This is a genomic window from Streptomyces sp. NPDC004752 (assembly GCF_053601275.1).
Genome location: NZ_JBSGBN010000046.1, coordinates 1 through 19,272, shown reverse-complemented (window position 1 = coordinate 19,272; position 19,272 = coordinate 1). Strand labels below are relative to the sequence as shown.

Below are 19,272 nucleotides of genomic sequence, written 5' to 3'. Positions count from 1 at the left end.
ATGGGTCGGACCAGCCATGGGTCACGCCGGCCCGGTCCGCGACGGAGAAGGAACTCGCGCCGACGCATGGGGCCGACCAACTGGTCCTCACCATGGAGCACGGCGCCCTCATGACAGGCTTCGAGGCGGCCCCCGCCAAGACCACCGCCCGCACCGAGACCACCACCCGCACCGCCGCCCCCTACAGCACCGCTAGGAGACAGCCCATGCTCACCACCGTCGCCCAGTTCAACGCCACCCCCGACAAGGCCGCCAACCTCAAGGCCGCCACAGCCCTGATCGGGCAGGCCGCCGCGCAGGGATCGCAACTCGTCGTGCTGCCCGAGAATGCCATGTACTCCAACCCCGACCCCGAGGCGGACACCGCCGCGCACGCCGAGCGGATCGACGGCCCGTTCGCCACCGCGATCGGCACGCTGGCCGAGCGGCACGGCATCGCGGTCGTGGCGGGCATGACCGAGGCACCGGCCACCGAGGGCGAGCGGCCCAGCAACGCCGTCCTCGCGGTGGACCGGAAGGGCGATCCGCTCGGGGTGTACCGCAAGGTCCACCTCTACGACGCCTTCGGATACCGCGAGTCGGACCGCGTCCAGGCCCATGCGCCCGCGCCCCTGCTCTTCACCCTGGAGGGGCTCACCTTCGGCGTCATGACCTGCTACGACCTTCGGTTCCCGGAGATGGCCCGGTTCCTGGTCGACGCGGGTGCCACGGCCCTCGTTGTCCCCGCCGCCTGGGTGGTCGGCCCGGCCAAGGAGGACCACTGGACCACGCTGGTCCGCGCCCGGGCGATCGAGAACACCGCGTATGTCCTGGCCTGCGGTCAGACCGGCCCCGTCTGCACGGGCCAGAGCCTCATCGTGGACCCGATGGGCCATGTGGCGGCGTCGGCGGGCGAGGCTCCCGGGGTGGCGTCCGCCGTCCTGGACGCGGCGCGGGTGGACGCCGTCCGAACCAAGAACCCCAGCCTGGCAAACCGAAAGTTCCGCGTCACCGTCGCCTGAAATCTGCCCCAGAACCGCGAGCCCGGTCTGTCCGGCCTCGCGGTTCGACAACGTCCCTATAGGGGCGCGGGGAACTGCGCAACCAACCACAACGACGCCGCAGACAACCGACAACACCCCACGACACACCCCGCCGAGCACCACGCCTCACGGTCCGACAACACCCCAAAAGGGGCGCGGGGAACTGCGCAACCAACCACAACGACGCCGCAGACAACCGACGACACACCACGGCGCACCCAGCGGAGCGCAACCGTCACGCTATCCAGGCAAGCGCCTCACCCGCCGCCTCAAGTTCTTCGGCGGGCCGGCCGAATCCGAGCCGAAGGTGGTTCGCGATGCCGAAGGCGGAACCCGGGACGCTCGCGATGTCCGCCCCTGCGAGCAGAGCGGCGGCCGCGCTCGTGTCGTCGAGGACCTCGATACCGCCGATGGTCCGGCCCAGAAGCGGTTCGATCGAGGGGAACGCGTAGATCGATCCTTCCGGCTGGAGTACCGGGAGCCCCGCGCGGTGAATCGCCGGAAGCAGGATGTCGCGGCGACGTCGTAGCTCCCGCCGGACATCGGAAACGTATGCGTCGTCTGCGAGCGCATGCTCGGCTATGTGTTGCGGAAAGTTGGACGCGTGCGACGTCGTGTGGGACATGACGGACTTCGCGGCGCTCAGGACCTCGCTCGGCGCGATCAGCCATCCGACGCGCCATCCTGCCAGTGCGTACGCCTTGGACAGGCCGTCGACGATGACGTAGTTCACATCGGTGCTCACGTCCGCGAGGGAGGGCGCCGGGCCCCCGTCGTTGAACGTGATCTGTCGGTAGATCTCGTCGCTGATGATCCAGATGTGCCGTTGGTGCGCCCACATGGCGATGGCTTCGAGTTCATCGAGTGTGTAGAGCGCCCCCGTGGGGTTCGCCGGCGAGTTCAGGAGGATCGCGGTGGTGCTGTCTGTGACATGGCGGTCGAGGAGGTCGGGGTTGACTTTGAAGCCGTCATCCCGTCTCGTCGGTACGACGATGGCTTTGCCGCCGGTCAGCTGGAGCATGGGCGGGTAGCTCACCCAGTAGGGCGCCGGCACCAGCACATCGCAGCCGGGGCCGCCGAGGACGCTGGCGGCGAGGAAGACGGCCTGCTTGGCGCCGCTGGTGATGAGGATGTCGTCGGCGGACAGTCCCCGCGGGAACGCGCTGCCACGCTGGTCGGCAATGCGGGAGCGCAGTGCGGCCAGCCCGAGCGGAGGGCCGTAGGGGTCCTGGGCTTGAGGATCACGTCGCAGGAAGACGTCGTCGATGGCCGGCGGCGGGAACGCGACCTCGCCGGCGTCCAGCCGGTGGATCGAGCGGCCCTGCTGGACGAACTGTTTGATCTGGTCGCGGATCCCGCTGGTCATGGACGGCGGGACTCGGCGAAGGGGAAGGGGAAGGGGAAGAGTAGGCACGCAGTCGTTATACCGGCGCTGGAAAGGATTTCCAAACCACAGTTCAGTTCATGAAATTGTTTACCAATGATTCATGGGGGCGTCACTCGCACCAGTCTCGCCCGACCTAGCCTGACGCCGTGGACGAGATCAGAAACGACTCCGAAGTGGCGGCACGTGTCCATGTGGCGCTGCCCTCACTCAGCCCGAGCGACCGACGCGTCGCGAACACCATCCTCGAAGCCGGCGCGGTCCTCGCGACGTGGTCGATCTCCGACCTCGCGCGCGAGTCCGGTACCAGCCCCTCGACGGTCTCGCGCGCGTGCCGGAACCTTGGATTCAGCAGCTACCAGGAACTCAAGGTCGCCGCCGCGAAGGACGCCGCTCTCGGCGCACAACTGCGCTCCGGAGACGAGGCGCTCACGGCTCCGATCACGGAACCCGGTGAGGTGTTGCAGCGCATCAGCGAGCTGCACATCCGGTCGATCCGCGCGGTGCTCACCACCATCGACTCCCAGCGGTTCCGGGCGGCCGTCGACCTCGTCCAAGGCGCCCGCCGGATCGTTGTCCTGGGCACCGGGACCTCGGCCGCGCCCGCACAGGATGCCGCGCACCGCTTCCTGACGATCGGCCTGGACGCGGCAGCCCCCGTAGAGCAGACGGCCCGGCGGCTCGCCATCACGCGGCTCGGGTCGGCCGATGTGGTGATCGCCCTGAGTTACAGCGGCAGCACCACCGAGACGATCGCCCTCGCCCGCCAGGCCATCGGCCGTGACGTCCCGGTCATCGCCGTCACCTGCTTCGCCAAGTCGCCGCTGACCGAATGCGCGACGGTCGAACTGGTCGCCGGGGGGCCGGAACTGAGCTTCCGCCTCGAAGCGCTCTCGTCCCGGATAGCTCATCTCACCGTGCTCGACGCCATCTATGTGGCCGTCGCACTGCAAGACCGGGACCGCGCCGATGCGGCCCTGGACGCCACGAGCGCGGCGACCTCCGACCTCTTTCTCTGACCCGCTGTTCCCGCAGTTCATTGCCACCCCCTCCCCCGCAATCCCCTCGCCATCTCCCCACCAACTTGCCGACACCTCCTCGTCACTGAACTCTTGCCGCAGAAGGAGCCCTCGTGAAGCACATCCGTGTTCGCGGTACCGTCGCCGCCGCGCTCGCGCTGGCCATCGCCCTCGGCGCCGGCGCCTGTGTGGCGTCGTCATCCAGCCATTCCAGCACCCCGTCCGCGACCTCCCCCTCAAAGCCGACCACGATCCAGTACTGGCACATCAACACCAAGGCATTCGGCGCGGACGCGGTCAACAAGCTGATCTCCGACTTCAACAAGACCCACAAGGACATCACCGTTGAAGGCAGGTTCTACGACGGTTACTCGAACCTGCTCACCGCGCTGCAGACGTCCGTCGCGGCAGGAGACGCACCGGCCGTGGCACAGATCGGCTACTCGCGTATCAAGTACGTGGCATCCACGTTCCCCTATGTGTCGATGACCGACCTCGGCATCGACACCTCCGGCTACGGCAAGCCGACCCTCCAGCTCGGCCAGGTCGACGGCAAGCAGGCCGGAATGCCCTACGGACTGTCCGCCCTTGAGGTCTACTACAACGCGGACCTCCTCAAGAAGGCGGGCCTCGACCCGGCCAAGCTCCCCACGACCTGGGACGGCTGGCAGGCGGCGGCCAAGCAGATGAAGTCCGAGCTGAATGTGCCGCTGGTCAACTTCCAACAGTTCACGGGCGACAACTACATCCCGATGGCGATGGTCGGGGGCAATGGCGGAACCGTGCTGAGCTGCGTCAACGGATCACCGAAGGCCACGTTCAACAGCGAGAAGGGCGTGCAGGCGATCGGCCTCATGGGGAACCTGGCGAAGAACGGTCTCGCCACCAACCTCAGCTCCGACCAGGCGCTCCAGGCGTTCCTCGGCGGAAAGACCGCGACGCTCATCACGGCGAGTTCCTCGCGTGCCAACCTTGAGGCACAGTCCAAGTTCACTCTCGGGGCCACTCAGTTCCCCACCTTCGGCAACCAGTCCCTGAAGATACCGGCGGGCGGAAACGCGCTGTTCTCCTTCGCCCAGAGCGACGACGAGAAGATCGCCGCACGCGAGTTCATCGACTACCTCGCGACGAAGGACTCCAGTGTCACCACCTATGTCAAGGGCACCGGATACCTCCCGGCGCTGAAGGGTGCCGCGGCAACGTACACGAAGTCGAACGTGCTGCAGCAGGAAGCCTCCAAGACCCTGCCCGCCATCGTTCCTTGGGTGTCCTTCCCGGGTCCGAAGGGTCTGCAGGCGTCGCAGGTGATGTATGACGCGACCCAGGCGATCATGGGTGGCACGCAGTCGACGCAGAAGGCGCTCGATGACGCCGCCGGCCGGATCGACTCCGACCTCGCCGGGAGCACATGTGGCTGAGCCTACCCCCAGAGCGCGTCACACCCAGGACGGGCGGCGGGCGCTGCCGTATGTCCTTCCCACGGCGGTCGTCTTCGGAGTGTTCCTGTTCTTCCCGCTCCTGGCCGTGATAGCGCTGAGCTTCACCGACTGGAACCTGATCAGTCCACTGCCGCGCTTCGTGGGTCTGAACAACTACGCGGAGCTGCTGACGTCCGCGGACTTCGGACAGACACTCCTGCAGACGGCCTATTACCTGGGACTGGCGTTCATCGGCAACTTCCTGGTGCCGGTCGTCCTCGCCGTGCTCACCCTCGGTGTCGGCCCGAAGCTCCTCGGGTTCTACCGAACCGCGCTGTTCCTTCCCGCGGTCGTCTCATCAGCTGTAGGCGCCATTGTCTGGCAGTACCTCTACCTTCCCACCGGCGGACCGATCAATGCCGCGCTCGACGTACTCGGATGGCACGGCGCGAACTGGCTCAACGATCCCAGCACGGTCATTCCCGCGGTCGGCGCCGCCGCCAGCTGGAACAGCTTCGGCTTCAACTACATCGTCGCCCTCGGCGGGCTCAGCGGGATCCCGGCCAGTGTCCGGGAGGCCGCACGCCTCGACGGCGCCCGGGGCTGGGTGATGCTCACCCGCATCACCCTCCCCATGGCTCGTCCGACGCTGATCTTCGTTGCGACCGCCGCCCTCCTACAGGCGCTCCCGCACGCCTTTGTCCCGCTCCAGATCATGACCGGCGGCGGCCCGGACAATGCCAGCAACAACCTCTTCTTCGACGTGTACCGGACGGCATTCCAGTTCTTCCAGGTCGGACAGAGCGCCGCGGGCTCCGTCGTACTCATCGCACTGCTCTCGGCAGCAGCAATCCTCCAGTACCGCCTCATGGACCGCCGGACCACCTATGACCTCGTCTGAACGCCTGCGGCGACTCCGCACACTCCCGGCACACCTCGCGCTCGCGCTCGCCACTGCGCTCACCCTCGCCCCCTTGGTGTGGATGCTCGGCATCAGTCTCACCACGCCACGCGACATCGGCGGCGCCGCACTGCGGCCCATCCCGGGCAGCCCCACACTGGAGAACTACCGGACCGCGCTCTCCGACAGCGACATCCCGCTCCAGCTGGGCAACAGCGTCATCTTCGCCGGAGGTGTCACGCTCGGACTGCTCTGTGTGTCGATCCCCGCGGCCTACGCACTGTCCCGATGGCGGTTCCGCGGACAGGGCGCCTTCGTCGCCGCGATGCTCGTCGGAATGTCCGTACCCTTCGTGGTCACCTACATTCCGAACTTCCTGCTTCTGTCGCGCCTCCACCTGCTCAACACCTACCCCGGGCTCATCGTCCCGCACATCGCCAACGCGTTCGGGGTACTTCTGCTGATGCAGCACTTCCGTGCGTTTCCCACCTCGGTCATCGAGGCGGCCCAGCTGGACGGCGCCGGCTCATGGACGACCCTGACCAAGATCGTGCTCCCCGCCGTGCGGGCACCGATCCTCGCGATATCGCTGTCCGTCTTCATCTCGACCTGGAACGAACTCGTCTGGCCCCAACTGGTGGCGAACAAACCTGGATCGCAGGTGCTGGCCGCGGGCCTCGCGCAGTTCGCCTCCCTCGAAGGCGGAGTGAGCTACGGCCCTTTGATGGCTTCGGCGACGATGACCGCCCTCCCCACAGTCATCCTGTTCCTGATCTTCCGGCGCCGACTCCTGGCCGTCACCCTCGAAGGAGCCATACGATGACCCGCCACCTGCTCGGTGTGCACCCCCCGCTCCGCGGCAACCTGCACACGCACTCCACCCGCTCCGACGGCCGCCTCTGCCCGGACGATCTCCTCACCTGGTACCGGGACGCAGGGTATGACTTCCTGGCGATCACCGATCACCAGCTCGGGCCGCGGCCCACCATCACCACCAGCAGCCCGGTCGAGGGCATCCTGCTCCTACCGGGCGGTGAGTTCCATCCGCAGTCCACGCGCCACGGCGACCGGTGGCACATCATCGCAGCCGGTGTCCCGGCGGGCTTTGACGCGGGCGCGTTCGACGACGATCCGGCCGGCCTCGTCGCTCAGCTGCGCGCCGCCGATGCCTGGGTGTCCCTCGCTCACCCCAGCGGGCAGGGCATCGATGCCACTGATGCCGAACAACTCGGGCCGGTGCACGCCGTCGAGATCTACAACGAGCGAAGCCGCTGGTGGGACGAGCGCGTCGACGGCTGGTACCTTGCCGACGCCCTCGCCGCCCGCGGCCATCGCATCGGCGGTGTCGCGGTCGACGACGCACACTTCGACGGTCGCCCCGACCATGGACACGGCTGGGTCATGGTCGAAGCCACGGACCGCAGCGTCGACGCCGTCATCGGCGCGCTGAAGGACGGTCGTTACTACGCGAGCCAGGGCCCGCGCATCGAGGCGCTCTCCCTCACCGCGGACACGCTCCGGCTGCGCTGCACACCCGTCGAGGCCGTCTTCGCGGCCGGTCGGGGCCAGACCGTCACCAACGTCTTCGGCGAGGACCTCGCCGAAGCCGAGATCCCCCTCGCCCCTTTCCGGGGCGGCTATGTCCGAATCACCGTCCGGAACAGTTCCGGACAACGCGCATGGAGCAACCCGATACATGTCTGACAGCCCCATCGAAACCGCGGTCTTCGACCTCGCCGGCACCACCGTCCGAGAGGACGGGCTCGTGGAAACCGCGGTCCGTTCGGTCACCGGCGACCACTTCGACGCAGCGCTCTTCGCACGGTCCCGAGGCGGCTCCAAGCGTGACATGCTCGTCGGCATGCTCGGCGAGGACCGCGCCGACGCCGCACTGGAGCGGTTCGACGACGCGCTCATCGCCGGTGTCCGCGCCGACCGGGTCACCGCGATGCCACGGGTCGAAGAACACTTCGCTGCCCTCCGCGACGCCGGTATCCAGGTGGTCCTCATCACCGGTTTCTCCGCAACCGTGCAAAGCGCGCTGCTCACGCACCTCGGGTGGAACAACGTCATCGATGCGGCGCTCACCCCTGACGCGCGACTGCGCGGGCGGCCCCACCCCGACCTCGTCCTCGAAGCGGCTCTGCGCACACACGCGTCGAGCATGAGCGCGATCGCCGTCGTCGGCGACACCGTGAACGATGTTCTCGCCGCCCGCAGGGCAGGTGCCGGTATCCGCGCCGCCGTCACGACAGGTGCGCACGATGCCGCCCGTCTCGCCACCGCGCACCCGACCCATCTGCTCGCCGACGTAGGGGAGTTCACGCGTCTGCTCACCACGATCCCCCACCAGTGAGGTGTCCCGTGCCCGGCCCCGTCTTCGGCCTGTCGAACGCCGCGCTGGTCGGAGAACCCCCCTTGGCCTACGCCCTCGACGCGCTCGAACCGTTCGTGGGCGGTAGCCGCATCGCGCACCTGCCCTACGCGCAAGTACACGGCGACCACGACCACAGCGCCCTCCGCGGCGCACTCGGCACGATCGGCGCCACGACACACACCCTCACCGATCCCGAGCAAGCAGCCTCGGCGATCAGCCGGGCGGATGTGGTTCTCGTCTCGGGCGGAAACACCTTCCTGCTCCTGCGGACCCTGCAGTCCCACGGGCTGACCGAACTGATCCGCAGCCGCGTCGCGGACGGGATGACCTACATCGGTATCAGCGCCGGCACCAACGTTCTCAGCCCCACGATCGCAACGACCAACTCGATGCCCATCGTGCATATCGCCTCACCGCACGCCCTCGGCCTCCTGCCGTTCCAGTTGAACGTGCATCTCCCCACCCGGACTCCGGATCCGACCCACGCCGGCGAAAGCCGCCACGACCGCATCCGCGAATACATCGACCTGCACCACCGTCCCGTCCTCGCACTGCACGAGGGCTCCTGGGTTCAGCGCACGGACGACCGGCTCACCGTCCACGGACGCGGCGGCGCCCTCTTCCACACGTCAGGAACGCGCGAACTGGGGGACGGTGCCGACCTCTCCACACTGCTTCACCCATCAACTCCGCAACCGAGCACACATAAGGACCACCCGTGCTGACACGCGAGATCCTCGACGCCTGGGACCTCATCGACCTCCCGAGCGCCGGCGGGGCAAGCATCCGAAACCACTTCGCCGACGAGTTCGCCGACGCGTCCCTGTGGCCGACCGTCACCCGGATCGACGGCGAACACGCGGGCACGGACGTCCTGCGCTGGACCATCCCCGGCTCGGCGGGCAACGCCGCTCCGACCCTCGCCGTCATCGGACGTCTCGGCGGCATCGGAGTACGCCCGGGCAAGGAGGGGACGGTTTCCGACGCCGACGGGGCGATCGTCGCCACCGCCGTCGCGCTGAAGCTCGCGCGAGCCCATCAGCGCGGAGAGCCGACCAAGGGCGACGTCATCGTCGTGACCCACATATGTCCCGCGGCACCCACGAGGGACCATCCCGTGCCGGGACAGATGGACAGCCCCGTTCCCATCGACGAGCTGCTGCGGCTGCATGAAAGCCCGGCCGAAGCCGACGCGCTGATCTCCATCGACACCACCCGGAGCCACTACCTCATCAACCACACCGGAATCGCGGCGACCGCGACGCTGAAGAACGGTGTGCTCCTCCGCATCAGCCCCGATGTCATGAAGCTGCTCGGCGAGGTGACGAGCGAGCCACCCGTCGCGCTGCCGATCACCATGCAGGACATCACGCCCCTGTCCTCCGGACTCTTCCGGATCAACAGCATCATGCAGCCCGGCAACTACTTCGACGGCCCTGTCATCGGCCTCGCATCGGTCTCCCGTCATCCGATCCATGGCTCCACCACGGGTGCGAACCGGCCCGAGAACCTGGAGCACGCAGCGCGATTCGCGGTCGAGGCGGCTCGCCGGTTCGGCCGGGGCGCCCTCCAGTTCCACGACGAAGCCGAGTACCTCCGCTTCGTCGACACCTACGGGTCCATGGCCCATCTGGTAGGGCGCGTTCCCGAAACGGCGGACGCGCGGGGAGGCAAGGGTCTTTGACGCGGGCCGTCCGGCCGGAACAAGGCGGCACCACCAGGTTCGTCCGGTGGTGCCGCCGTCCGCGTCCTCGTCGGGGCCTGCGGCTCGGCGAAGTCCGTTGCGGTTCGACAGCGCCCTGAAGGGGCGCGGGGAACTGCGCGACCGGCCACGATGGTGTCGCAGACGACCGACGGCACATCGCGGCGCTTCCAGCGGAGCGCCTAGTCGGCGTACTCCGGCTCCAGTTCGTCGGTATGTTCCGTGGCGCGCTTGGCGGCTGCCCAGCCGACGGTGAGCAGCGCGGCCCAGCCGAGACCGACGTAGAGCGAGACACGGGTGTCGGGGTCCAGGGCGGTGAGCACGGTGACGAAGACGAGGAAGGCCAACGCGATCCAGCTGCACACCGTGCCGCCCGGGGCCGGGAAGGAGGACACGGGCAGCAGGCCCTTGACCACCTTGGCGCGGTAGCGGATGTGACTGACGAGGATCATCGCCCAGGTCCAGATGGCGGCCGCGGTGGCGACGGACATGACGTAGCCGAACGCCTTGTCCGGAACGAGGTAGTTGAGCACCACGCCGATGGACATGACGACGACGGAGATCGCGATGCCCGCGGCCGGCACCCGCCGGGTGCTCAGCCTGCCGAAGAAGTCCGGCGCCTCGGAGTTGGTGGCCAGGTCGCGCAGCATGCGGCCGGTGGAGTACACGCCGGAGTTGCACGAGGACAGCGCCGCGGTGAGGACGACGAAGTTGACGATGCCGGCGGCCAGCGGGATGCCGATCTTGCCGAAGGCGGCCACGAACGGGCTCACGCCGTCACTGAACTCGGTCCACTTGACCACGGACAGGATGACGATGAGGGAGCCGACGTAGAAGATGACGATGCGCCAGGGCAGCGTGTTGATCGCCTTGGGCAGGGTCTTCTCCGGGTCGGCGCTCTCACCCGCGGTGACGCCGACGAGTTCCACGGCGAGGTAGGCGAACATCACGCCCTGCAAGGTCATCAGGCTGTCCCCGACACCGTTGGGGAAGAAGCCGCCGTGGCTCCAGAGGTTGGTGACGGTGGCGGTGTCGCCGGCGTCGGAGAAGCCGAGTGTGAGCACGCCGACGCCGATGACGATCATGCCGATGATCGCGGTGACCTTGACCATCGAGAACCAGAACTCCATGGTCCACGGCGCGCAGCGCACCGGGGGTTCCACCGGCGACGATCTGCTGCGCCAGGAGCTTGCCGGTGACGGGGCCGAGCGTGACTCCCCACATGCCGTGGCCCCCTGCCACGAACACACGCGGGCTGTGGGTCCGCCCGATGAGCGGAAGCCCATCCGTGGTGCACGGTCGCGAGCCCACCCACTCATCGCTTCGGTCGTCGAGCTGAAGCCCGTCGAGAAGCTGCCCGACCGCCGAGGTCATGACGGCGATGCGCCGTCGGTCCAATGGCGCTTCGGCCGGCCGGAACTCCATCATTCCGGCGACGCGGAGTCGACCCCCGAGGGGAGTGCACGCGAGTCGCTCGGCCGGAAAGTAGACCGGGCCGTCGGGAAGCGCCTCGGCCTTGACCGAGAAGCTGTATCCGCGGCCGGGCTGGACGATTCGCTTCACACCGAACGGCCGGGCCAGCTCGTTCAAGTGCGTACCCGTCGCCAGGATGACGGCGTCATACCTCGCCCCGCCGACCCAGGCCCCGGCTCCGTCCGCGGCGACTCGCGCAACCCCGGAGCCCTCGCGCAGCACTCCGCCGCGCGACACCACCGCTTCTGCAAGGGTCCCCACGAAGGCCGCCGAGTCGATGAAGCGCTGGCCTTTGAGCGCCAGAGCGCAGCTGATGTTGCGCGAAAGGGCGGGCACCGCCGCCACCGCTTCGTCGGCGTCGAGCAGATCGAAGTCCACGGCCTGCCCGAGTCTTTGAATGTGCTCGAACTCGTCCAGGAGAGCCTGTCGCCCCCGCTTTTCGCGATAGGCGACGGTGAAGGGCCCGGCCGACCTCGACGTCACCTTGAGACCCGTGGCCTCCATCTCCGCGAAGGCATCCAGCGCCGTACTGTTCAGCGGGGCGAGCGCCGCCATCGCGCGATCCCAACGCCGCTGCGTGCTGTTGCCGACGAAACCGGCCAGGAATGCGAGCAGACGCGGACGTGCCGACGGTGGCACATAGACCGGCGAAGAGGGCTTGAGCACGGCGCGCAAACCGTACTTGAGCACCGCGGGTCCGGGCAGCGGGGTCGCGATGCTGGGGGTCAGCCAACCGGCGTTGCCCCAACTGGATCCCGCTGCCACTCGCTCACGGTCGAGGACTGTGACCTCCACGCCGTACTCCTGGAGATACCAAGCAGTGGACAGCCCCACCATGCCTGCCCCAACGACGGCGACACGTCGAGGAGTTCGGCCACGCACCAGATTTGTCATGGGCCCCATGGTGAAGTGAAACCCATCACACGAGAATGTCACGGTTCGACATTTCCGCGGTTCTGAACTGTCCGATGAGTACACTCCCGACGTATGGCAACCGCGCATCGCATCCTGGAGACTCTTGGCCCGGGTGTGGCTACGACGCTGGTCGTCGGCCGACCGGAAGAGGTGACCGGGCTCCATGTGCACGGCGACCTGACCGACACGGCACCTGATGGTGTGATCGTTCTCGCCACCGGGGCCCTTGGGGCGAAGTCCCAGCGCGAAGTGATCGCCGACGCCGTCGAACGGCGGGCGGCGGGCGTGGTGCTCCGCGGCCCTGTCGATGATCAGGCGGAGCAGTTGGCGGGCGATGCCCGGGTCACCCTGGGGGAGTTGGCCGATGAGGTCGGCTGGGTCCAGTTCATCTCGATGGCCGATGCCGTGCTCCAACAAGTCCACATGCCACTGGAGAACGTCAACGACACACATCAACGGATCTTCCGGCTCGCCGACGCCGTCGCCGAGCGGCTGGCGGCTCCGGTCACCGTCGAAGACGTCCGTCATCAGGTCCTGGCCTACTCGGCCTTCGGGGAGACCGCCGACGACGCGCGGATGGACAGCATCCTGGGGCGCGCGGTACCCGACAAGATCGTGACGCAGCTGCGCGCGGCGGGCACCTTCCGCCGCCTTGCGACGAGCCGCGAACCGTTCACCGTGAGCATCGAGGATCCGAGCTTCCTGACCCGCTTGGTCGTTCCGCTGAGAGTCGGCCCGGAACTCGTAGGCTCCATCTGGGCGATCCACACCGGGGAGTTGACACCGCAGACGCGGCAGCACCTGCATGACCTTTCCCGTTCCTTGGGATTGCTGCTCGTTCGGCTGCGTGCGCACGATGATCTGTCCGGCCGCTACACGGCGGGCCGGGTTCGTGAGGTGCTGCGCAGCCCCGTTGACCGCTCCTTGAGCGAGACCCTGGTCCTGCCGGCGCGACAGGTCCGGGTGGCGGCCATGGGCCGCCTCGGTGACGCGACCGCACAGGATGACCTCGGGCTGCTGCGCACCGTCTTTCGACGCCATGCCTGGGCCGATCCGATCCTCGCCGACGTGGAGGGGCTGGTGTTCGCGATCCTCACGGACGGCGACGGACCCGGGAGCTGGAACTGGGCTCGCTCCTTGAGCTTGAACGGGCGCATCGGACCGGTGGGCGCAAGTCGCCCTGCCTCCTCGGTGACCGTCCTGCCGGCCAGGAAGCGGGAGGCCCTTGAGGTGCTGCGAACCGGCGTAGCTCTGGACCGCGTGGCCGTCAGCTATGAAGAGGTATGGGCCCAAGTCGTCATCCGCCGTACGCACTCCCTCGTCTCCGCTGACATGCTCCAGGGCCTCGGCGAACCAGACGGCAAGCGCCGCGACCGGGACGCACTCGCCGACACCTTGCTGACCTGGCTGATGAACTGGGGCGACTACAACCGCGCCGCGCGAGTCCTGCGGCTCCACCCCAATACGGTCCGGCAACGCATGCGCCGGATCGAGTCCCTCCACAGAGTGGACCTGTCGGACCCCGAGCAGCGACTGGCCATGACCCTGGTACTACAGGCCCAACTCAGACGCGACAAACCACACGAACCGAAGCCGGACCCCGCCACACCCTGAGCTGCGAACGACCCACGCGAACGGCTCCACCGCCGGATCCGTACCGGCAGGGGCCGCCGCCCCCACCCCGTGACGCTGGTCGTCGACTCCCGGTCGCCGGCGTGTTTTGGCAGCCGAGCGACACCTGTGCGAACCTGCTCTACCTCTCACACCGAAGGGGCTGACCGTGACGCTTGGCATGGTTCTCTGGGACGTCCGCTCTCGCGCTTCGACGCGAGGGCGGTAGCGGCCACCTGCCTCAACGCACGCCTGTCCGGTGGACAGGCGTCGGTCCACTCTGCCCTCCTCGAAGCGCTCTTCGTGTCCTGCACGTTCGATCACGAGGAGTATGCGTGTCCACGCTCCACTGGGCAGAAGGCCCCACCCGCCAGTCCGCCCGCTGGCATTCCGAGAACAGCACCCCTTGCCCGCGACGAGCCGTCGTCGCCGACGACCGGATGAAGGCCGACGACGGCTACCGTCAGGCATGCGAAGGAACGGCGTTGCTCTGGAGAGGCGACTTCCAGGGCGCCCGGCAGCTGCTGCAGGCAATGAGCCGCCGCCTCGATCGCAAGCCGCCCAGGTCCGGCGCCTCCTGCAGCGAGTCCTTCCACCAGCACCGACGCGCCGCCAGCCATCGCGCCCGTGTCCTCGGCAAGCTCCTGGTACTGCTGGACGACGACTACACCCTGGCGTTGCGCCGGGCCCCCGACGTTCGCCAGGCGTGTCGGGAAGCCTATGGCCCGCCGAAGGGGCCCATGGCGGTCTCTCTCAGGGAGCTTCTGGGAGTCATCGGCGCTCACCAGTGGCGTTTGAAGGGGGTGAAAGTGCCGACGCTCGGCACTCGCGTCCACCCGCACTACGGCGTGTTCGCACCCGTCAGAGGCGAATACGTCAACCTGGTCGCCCACACGCCGCTGCCACCGGTGACCTGGCACAGCCCGGCCACCAGCACCGCATTCGATCTGGGCACGGGAACCGGCGTCCTCGCCGCGGTCCTGGCCCGCCGAGGAATCAACCGCGTCGTGGCCACCGACATCAGCTCACGCGCTCTGGCCTGTGCCAAGGAGAACGTCCACCGGCTCGCACTGACCGACCGTATCGACGTGTCGGGCCCCTGTCTGTTCCCCGAAGGCCGCGCCGACCTCGTCGTATGCAACCCACCCTGGCTTCCCGCTCATCCGACCGGCCCCATCGAGCAGGGCGTCTACGACCCGGACAGCACCATGCTCCACGGCTTCCTCGCCGGACTGTCCGCCCACCTCCGTCCCGGCGGAGAGGGCTGGCTCATCCTGTCGGACCTGGCAGAACACCTCGGTCTTAGGAGTCGCCGACAGTTGCTGGCCGCCGTCCGGGCAGCACACCTCCAGGTCGCGGACAAGATCGACACCAGGCCCCGGCACCCACGGTCCAAGGACACCACCGACCCGCTCCACGCCGCACGAAGCGCCGAGACCACGTCCCTCTGGCGTCTGACCACAACAACATGACCGGAACGCCATGCGGCCGGCTTCGCCCACGGCGTTCTCACGACCTCATGGCGGGTGGTAACTCCGCTGAATGCGTTGGAACTTGGGGCCGATTCAGGTCGCCTGATCATAGGATTCACGCATGTCGGGAGGGATCGGAAGGATGACGGGGGCGCAGGGCGGGTCACCATTCGTTCGCTTGGGACGGTTGGAGAGGTGGGAGCGGCCGGCGGCCGGGGTGGCCGGGAGCGTGCTCGCTGGGGCCGGGGTGGTAGCGGTCTTTGTCTCGGCGAACCAAGCGGGCAGCTCCACCCTGGTAGTGATCGGTGGGCTGTTTCTGCTGATGGCTTTGAGCGGCCGCACCATCGAGAGCGTACGAATCGGCGACTGGGAGTTCACGATGGCGGAATTGCGCAGGCAGGCCGACGAACAAGCCCGTTCCGGGCTGACGGAGGAGGCTCAGGCCACGCTGAACGTCCTCAAGAAACTCAACCCGGCGGCAGACCGGGATCCAGAGGTCCATGCCGTGGAGATGGCGGTCTTCGAGAACCGGGTCGTGGAGGCTGTCGAGGCTGCATGCGCGGATGGCGAGCAGGTGGAACGCAAGCCCAGCGCCGACCTGGGTGAGCCGCTCGCCGTGCTGGTGGCGCAGCCGGGCGGCATCAGGATCGGTGTTTTCGCCGCGTATGCCCTGACCGAGTCCGGCCGCATCGAGACGGCGGCCTCGAACAGCTTTGTCCGGCGGGCACGGGAGGTGGACTGCGCCGCTTACCTCTTCGTCAACGGCACGCTCCACCAGGAGAGCCTTGGGCGCCTCGCCGAGGGCATTCAGCGGGACGGCGGCCGGCCGGTGGGCATCGCGACCTGGGCGTCGACCGGGCAACCGGCGCCCCTTCGCCCCGCCATCGATCACCTGCTGACCCGGGTTCGCGGCCCACAGGACGAGGGGAGGACGATCCCCCGTCAGTGATCGGGCGACGGTCGGGACCCAGCCCCCGTCGCAGGATCTCGTCCGCAAGGCGATCCAACGCTCGCCGACGAGCATCCCGGCCAGCGCCTGGCGGTGTTCACCCATGGCGGTGTCATCGGCCAGGTGCTGTCGCTGGCCAGTGGCACTCGCCCGTTCGCTTTCCGCGGCGCGGACAACGGACAGGTGGCGGCCGGAACAACTCGTGGACCTGATCGAGCAGGCTGGACTACGCCCGGTCGCCGAACTTCGGCTCCCCGCAGATGAGCAGAGCGGGCCGGGTCTGGTCGTCATGGCCAGGCCTGAGAATCAGGCGTCGGAAGCGGCACGGGGTCCCGCGCCGGGCAAGGCTCCTCGCAACGGTCGCGACGCCGGTTGAAGGTGCTGCCTCTACCCGTCACGAACAGCGCGGCCGGGTACGTCAGTTGCGGCGGGCCACGATGCGGTAGGCGTTGGACAGGCCCAGTCGGTGGGCGAGCGGCTTGATCGCCAGCCGGTCCAGCAGGGTGGTCAGCAGGAAGAACGGGATACCGGCCAGCACAAGCGCCGAGCGGAGCCCGCGGCGGAAGGCGCCCGGGGGCCGGGGCAGCCAGGGGAGGTCTTCGCGCGGGGCCGCGGCGTCGAACGCCAGCCAGACGGCGGCGAGCAGGTCGATCGGGTCGTGGGGATCGGCGTGCTGTTCCGCCACCACCGTGAAGCCACGCTCCGTCAGTCGCCGCCGCAGGTTCACGACCGGGACGAAGTGGAGGTGCTGCGGCTGGAGCCAGGGCAGCCACCAGCGGCCGAGGAGGCGGGCAAAGCGGCTGTCGGGGTCGGGAACCTCGATCAGCAGATGACCGCCGGGGCGCAACGCCTGGTGTGCGGCGGCGAGTTCGCGGTCAGGTTCCGTGCTGTGCTCCAGGTAGTGGAACATGCTGACGACGTCGTAGTGGCCGGGGAGTTCCGGGGCGAGGTCGGGGAAGCTGCCCCGGTAGCCGCGCTCCACCCGCCCGGCCCGCTCGGCGAGTTCGGCGCCGTCCGTGAAGTCCAGCCCGTCGAAGGTCGTACGGGGCATAACGGTGCGCGCCGCCTCGCAGAAGTGACCGTGGCCGGTGCCGACGTCCAGCCAGTTCTTGGGGTCCGGGGCGTACGGCAGCAAGGACTGGGCGCGCCGCCGGTACATCCCCATGCGCCCGGCGAAGAGTGTGCCGCGGTCCTTCTCGCCCAGACCGTCGTAGAAGTCGCTGTAGTAGAACTCCAGGCCCGCCTCGTTCAGTCGCGGGTTCTGGAAGATGTGCCGGCAGTCCCGGCAACGGTCGAGGACGAAGCGGCCCGGCTTGTGCTGGATCAGGTCGGTGGTGCGCAGCCGGGTCGTCAGCCGGTCTGAGCCACACCAGGGGCAGGTGGTGCGGCGGGGTTCGAAGAACCGGTCCACGCCGTGCTCGAGGTCGGCGCGGTAGCGAAGGCGCGCTGAGGCAACCTGGTGGCTGCGCGGGGACGCCGGAGGCTGGGGGTGGGGGTGCGGCTGGGGATGGTCGCTCATCGGGGCTCCTCCGTGGGCGGGCCGACGGCCGGTTGGTCGAGGGGGGAATCGGCTGCGGGGGCGCCGTCGGCGCGACTGACCGCGGCGGTGGGTGCGGGGGCGGGTTCGCCGCACGGGGTTGCTCCGGTGAACACATCCACGTCGCGCACGGCATGCGTCATGGTTCTCCGCCTCATCAGGGAGATTGCACGGTGGGGGGAACACGGCAGGCACGACCCGTCGATGTGTGGGCAGGCTGTCGCCTCGAATGCCGCCGCGAACTGTTTGCGCGAAACCACCGGGAAGCTAGCGCCCCGGTTACTCACGGGTCAACGCGGCAGGGGGACGGCCGTATCCCATCGCTTCGATCCGGTCAGCTCCCGGCCCCAGGCCCAGAAGCCGAAATATCGAGCGATTCACCGTGAGTTGCTGTGCGACTCGGGTCTCGCCCACAGGACGGACCACGCGACAGGCCCGCCAAGGTACCCGGTGGATTCACTCGCGCGGCACGCTCACGAAACAGGGTGGGCGACGCGGTGGAGATTCCGTGAATTCTGCATGGCCATGACATTATGGCCGGATCGTTTCCAAGCCGTGCCGGGGCGTTGGGGTCCATATCGGTCGGCGGCACGCAGCCGACGGGGACGCAGCCGACGGTTGAAGGGCGAGTCGGCCACTGTGATTGCCGTCGGCTGCGTACCCGTTTCACGGGGTCCTGCTCAGGGTTTGACGAACTGGGCGATCATCCAACGCTGCGCACTGGTCGACGTGTCGCCGCACCTCATCGCCAGGAGCCTGGCGTCTGATCCGGCGGCACTGCCGCCGGTCACGCTCAGGCACAGGTTGCTCGCGACGTTGCGGATCCAGTACCCCTCCGGCCGTGGGTCCAGCCACCAGAGCTGGTTGTCGGCGTTCGTGCCGTCGCAGTAGTACTCGGCGACCTTCGTTCCAGGTGAGACGCTGCCGTAGTAGGGCAGGTCCATGCACAGCCCGTCCGTACGGTTCTTGATGACGAACAGGCTCGATCCCTCGGGCCCGCTGCCGGGGTACGTCACCTTCAGGTCCCAGAGCATGTTGTCCGTGTAGTCGTGCTGGCAGTGCTCCTGGTTCACCGGGCCGGCCTTCCTGCCCTCCCCCCAGCCGGGGATGTCTGCGCACATGTCGGTCGCGACGTTCCGCACCAGCACGTTGGCTCGGTTGGAGAGGGCGTTGACCAGTTGCCGGGTGGTGGGCGCGGGGGCCTTCTTCGCCTTCACCTCGATCTTCGGCTGGGCCGTGGGCTTCGCGGCGGCCGTCTCCTTGGCGACGGGCGCGGGCGCGGTCTTCGTCTCGGCGGCCGACGCGCTCGGCGAGGCGGACTTGGACGGGCGCGACGAGGCCGTGGGCGACGCGGAGGGCGACGGGGATTCTGCCGTGTAGTCGGCGGTCGGTTTGTCGTCGGACATGCCGGGGTCGAGTGTTGTCCCGCCGATGGGTGCCGTGTTGACCGTGCGGCTGTTGTCGTCGTCGCCCAGGCCGAGCACCAGGAAGG

At 68.3% G+C, this 19,272-nt stretch carries 15 protein-coding genes and 3 pseudogenes; 13 read left to right on the top strand and 5 right to left on the bottom strand.

The window, feature by feature from the left end; translation table 11 throughout:
• Positions 1 to 110 precede the first annotated feature (110 nt).
• On the top strand, positions 111 to 1,001 hold the full coding sequence (locus ACWEKM_RS20405) for a carbon-nitrogen hydrolase family protein (protein WP_451622592.1): 891 nt from the start codon (positions 111 to 113) through the stop codon (positions 999 to 1,001).
• Positions 1,002 to 1,257: 256 nt separating this feature from the next.
• Here the strand turns inward: ACWEKM_RS20405 and ACWEKM_RS20400 are convergent, their stop codons facing one another.
• Positions 1,258 to 2,388, bottom strand: coding sequence for a pyridoxal phosphate-dependent aminotransferase (locus tag ACWEKM_RS20400; protein ID WP_451622591.1), 1,131 nt, complete (start codon positions 2,386 to 2,388; stop codon positions 1,258 to 1,260).
• Positions 2,389 to 2,555: 167 nt separating this feature from the next.
• Here ACWEKM_RS20400 and ACWEKM_RS20395 point away from each other — a divergent pair, with 167 nt between their 5' ends.
• The 8 genes from ACWEKM_RS20395 to ACWEKM_RS20360 all read left to right on the top strand — a co-directional run bounded on the left by ACWEKM_RS20395 (position 2,556) and on the right by ACWEKM_RS20360 (position 9,805).
• Positions 2,556 to 3,425, top strand: coding sequence for a MurR/RpiR family transcriptional regulator (locus ACWEKM_RS20395; protein ID WP_451622590.1), 870 nt, complete (start codon positions 2,556 to 2,558; stop codon positions 3,423 to 3,425).
• A gap of 113 nt (positions 3,426 to 3,538) precedes the next feature.
• Complete coding sequence (locus ACWEKM_RS20390) at positions 3,539 to 4,843, top strand: ABC transporter substrate-binding protein (protein WP_451622589.1); 1,305 nt, start codon at positions 3,539 to 3,541, stop codon at positions 4,841 to 4,843.
• Positions 4,836 to 5,744 carry a carbohydrate ABC transporter permease gene (locus ACWEKM_RS20385; protein ID WP_451622588.1) on the top strand — a complete coding sequence of 303 codons (909 nt, stop codon included), beginning with the start codon at positions 4,836 to 4,838 and terminating at the stop codon, positions 5,742 to 5,744. The genes ACWEKM_RS20390 and ACWEKM_RS20385 overlap by 8 nt, the downstream gene beginning before the upstream one ends.
• Positions 5,731 to 6,567: a carbohydrate ABC transporter permease gene (locus ACWEKM_RS20380; RefSeq protein WP_451622587.1), complete on the top strand. Its 837-nt coding sequence runs from the start codon at positions 5,731 to 5,733 to the stop codon at positions 6,565 to 6,567. The genes ACWEKM_RS20385 and ACWEKM_RS20380 overlap by 14 nt, the downstream gene beginning before the upstream one ends.
• Entirely contained in the window at positions 6,564 to 7,448 is an 885-nt protein-coding gene (locus tag ACWEKM_RS20375; RefSeq protein WP_451622586.1) for a CehA/McbA family metallohydrolase, read from the top strand. Before ACWEKM_RS20380 ends, ACWEKM_RS20375 begins: the two co-directional genes overlap by 4 nt.
• Positions 7,441 to 8,100, top strand: a complete 660-nt coding sequence (locus ACWEKM_RS20370; RefSeq protein WP_451622585.1) for an HAD family hydrolase — start codon at positions 7,441 to 7,443, stop codon at positions 8,098 to 8,100. The genes ACWEKM_RS20375 and ACWEKM_RS20370 overlap by 8 nt, the downstream gene beginning before the upstream one ends.
• A gap of 8 nt (positions 8,101 to 8,108) precedes the next feature.
• Complete coding sequence (pepE, locus tag ACWEKM_RS20365) at positions 8,109 to 8,846, top strand: dipeptidase PepE (protein WP_451622584.1); 738 nt, start codon at positions 8,109 to 8,111, stop codon at positions 8,844 to 8,846.
• Positions 8,840 to 9,805: a DUF1177 family protein gene (locus ACWEKM_RS20360; protein WP_451622583.1), complete on the top strand. Its 966-nt coding sequence runs from the start codon at positions 8,840 to 8,842 to the stop codon at positions 9,803 to 9,805. Before pepE ends, ACWEKM_RS20360 begins: the two co-directional genes overlap by 7 nt.
• Positions 9,806 to 10,005: 200 nt before the next feature.
• On the opposite strand, the pseudogene ACWEKM_RS20355 reads toward ACWEKM_RS20360, so the two are convergent.
• Positions 10,006 to 10,953: pseudogene (locus tag ACWEKM_RS20355) on the bottom strand (amino acid permease); the annotation flags it as partial.
• A gap of 58 nt (positions 10,954 to 11,011) precedes the next feature.
• Positions 11,012 to 12,190 (bottom strand): annotated as a pseudogene (locus ACWEKM_RS20350) (NAD(P)/FAD-dependent oxidoreductase); the annotation flags it as partial.
• 93 nt (positions 12,191 to 12,283) lie between these two features.
• On the opposite strand from ACWEKM_RS20350, the gene ACWEKM_RS20345 reads away from it, so the two are divergent.
• From ACWEKM_RS20345 to ACWEKM_RS20330, 4 genes and pseudogenes are all read left to right on the top strand, one after another.
• A complete protein-coding gene (locus ACWEKM_RS20345) occupies positions 12,284 to 13,825 on the top strand; it encodes a PucR family transcriptional regulator (RefSeq protein ID WP_451622582.1) in 1,542 nt (513 codons plus the stop codon).
• Positions 13,826 to 14,157: 332 nt separating this feature from the next.
• Positions 14,158 to 15,294 carry a methyltransferase gene (locus ACWEKM_RS20340; protein WP_451622581.1) on the top strand — a complete coding sequence of 379 codons (1,137 nt, stop codon included), beginning with the start codon at positions 14,158 to 14,160 and terminating at the stop codon, positions 15,292 to 15,294.
• 229 nt (positions 15,295 to 15,523) lie between these two features.
• The gene (locus ACWEKM_RS20335; protein WP_451622580.1) at positions 15,524 to 16,243 is read left to right on the top strand and encodes a hypothetical protein; all 720 of its coding nucleotides are present in this window, start codon (positions 15,524 to 15,526) and stop codon (positions 16,241 to 16,243) included.
• 172 nt (positions 16,244 to 16,415) lie between these two features.
• A pseudogene (locus ACWEKM_RS20330) lies at positions 16,416 to 16,541 on the top strand (SAM-dependent methyltransferase); the annotation flags it as partial.
• Between the two features lie 120 nt (positions 16,542 to 16,661).
• On the opposite strand, the gene ACWEKM_RS20325 reads toward ACWEKM_RS20330, so the two are convergent.
• Together ACWEKM_RS20325 and ACWEKM_RS20320 are read right to left on the bottom strand one after the other, a co-directional pair.
• Positions 16,662 to 17,762 (bottom strand): class I SAM-dependent methyltransferase, encoded by a 1,101-nt coding sequence (locus ACWEKM_RS20325; RefSeq protein WP_451622579.1) that lies wholly within the window; start codon positions 17,760 to 17,762, stop codon positions 16,662 to 16,664.
• Between the two features lie 698 nt (positions 17,763 to 18,460).
• Positions 18,461 to 19,272, bottom strand: an 812-nt coding sequence (locus ACWEKM_RS20320) for an RICIN domain-containing protein (RefSeq protein WP_451622578.1), incomplete at its 5' end; no start/stop codon positions are given.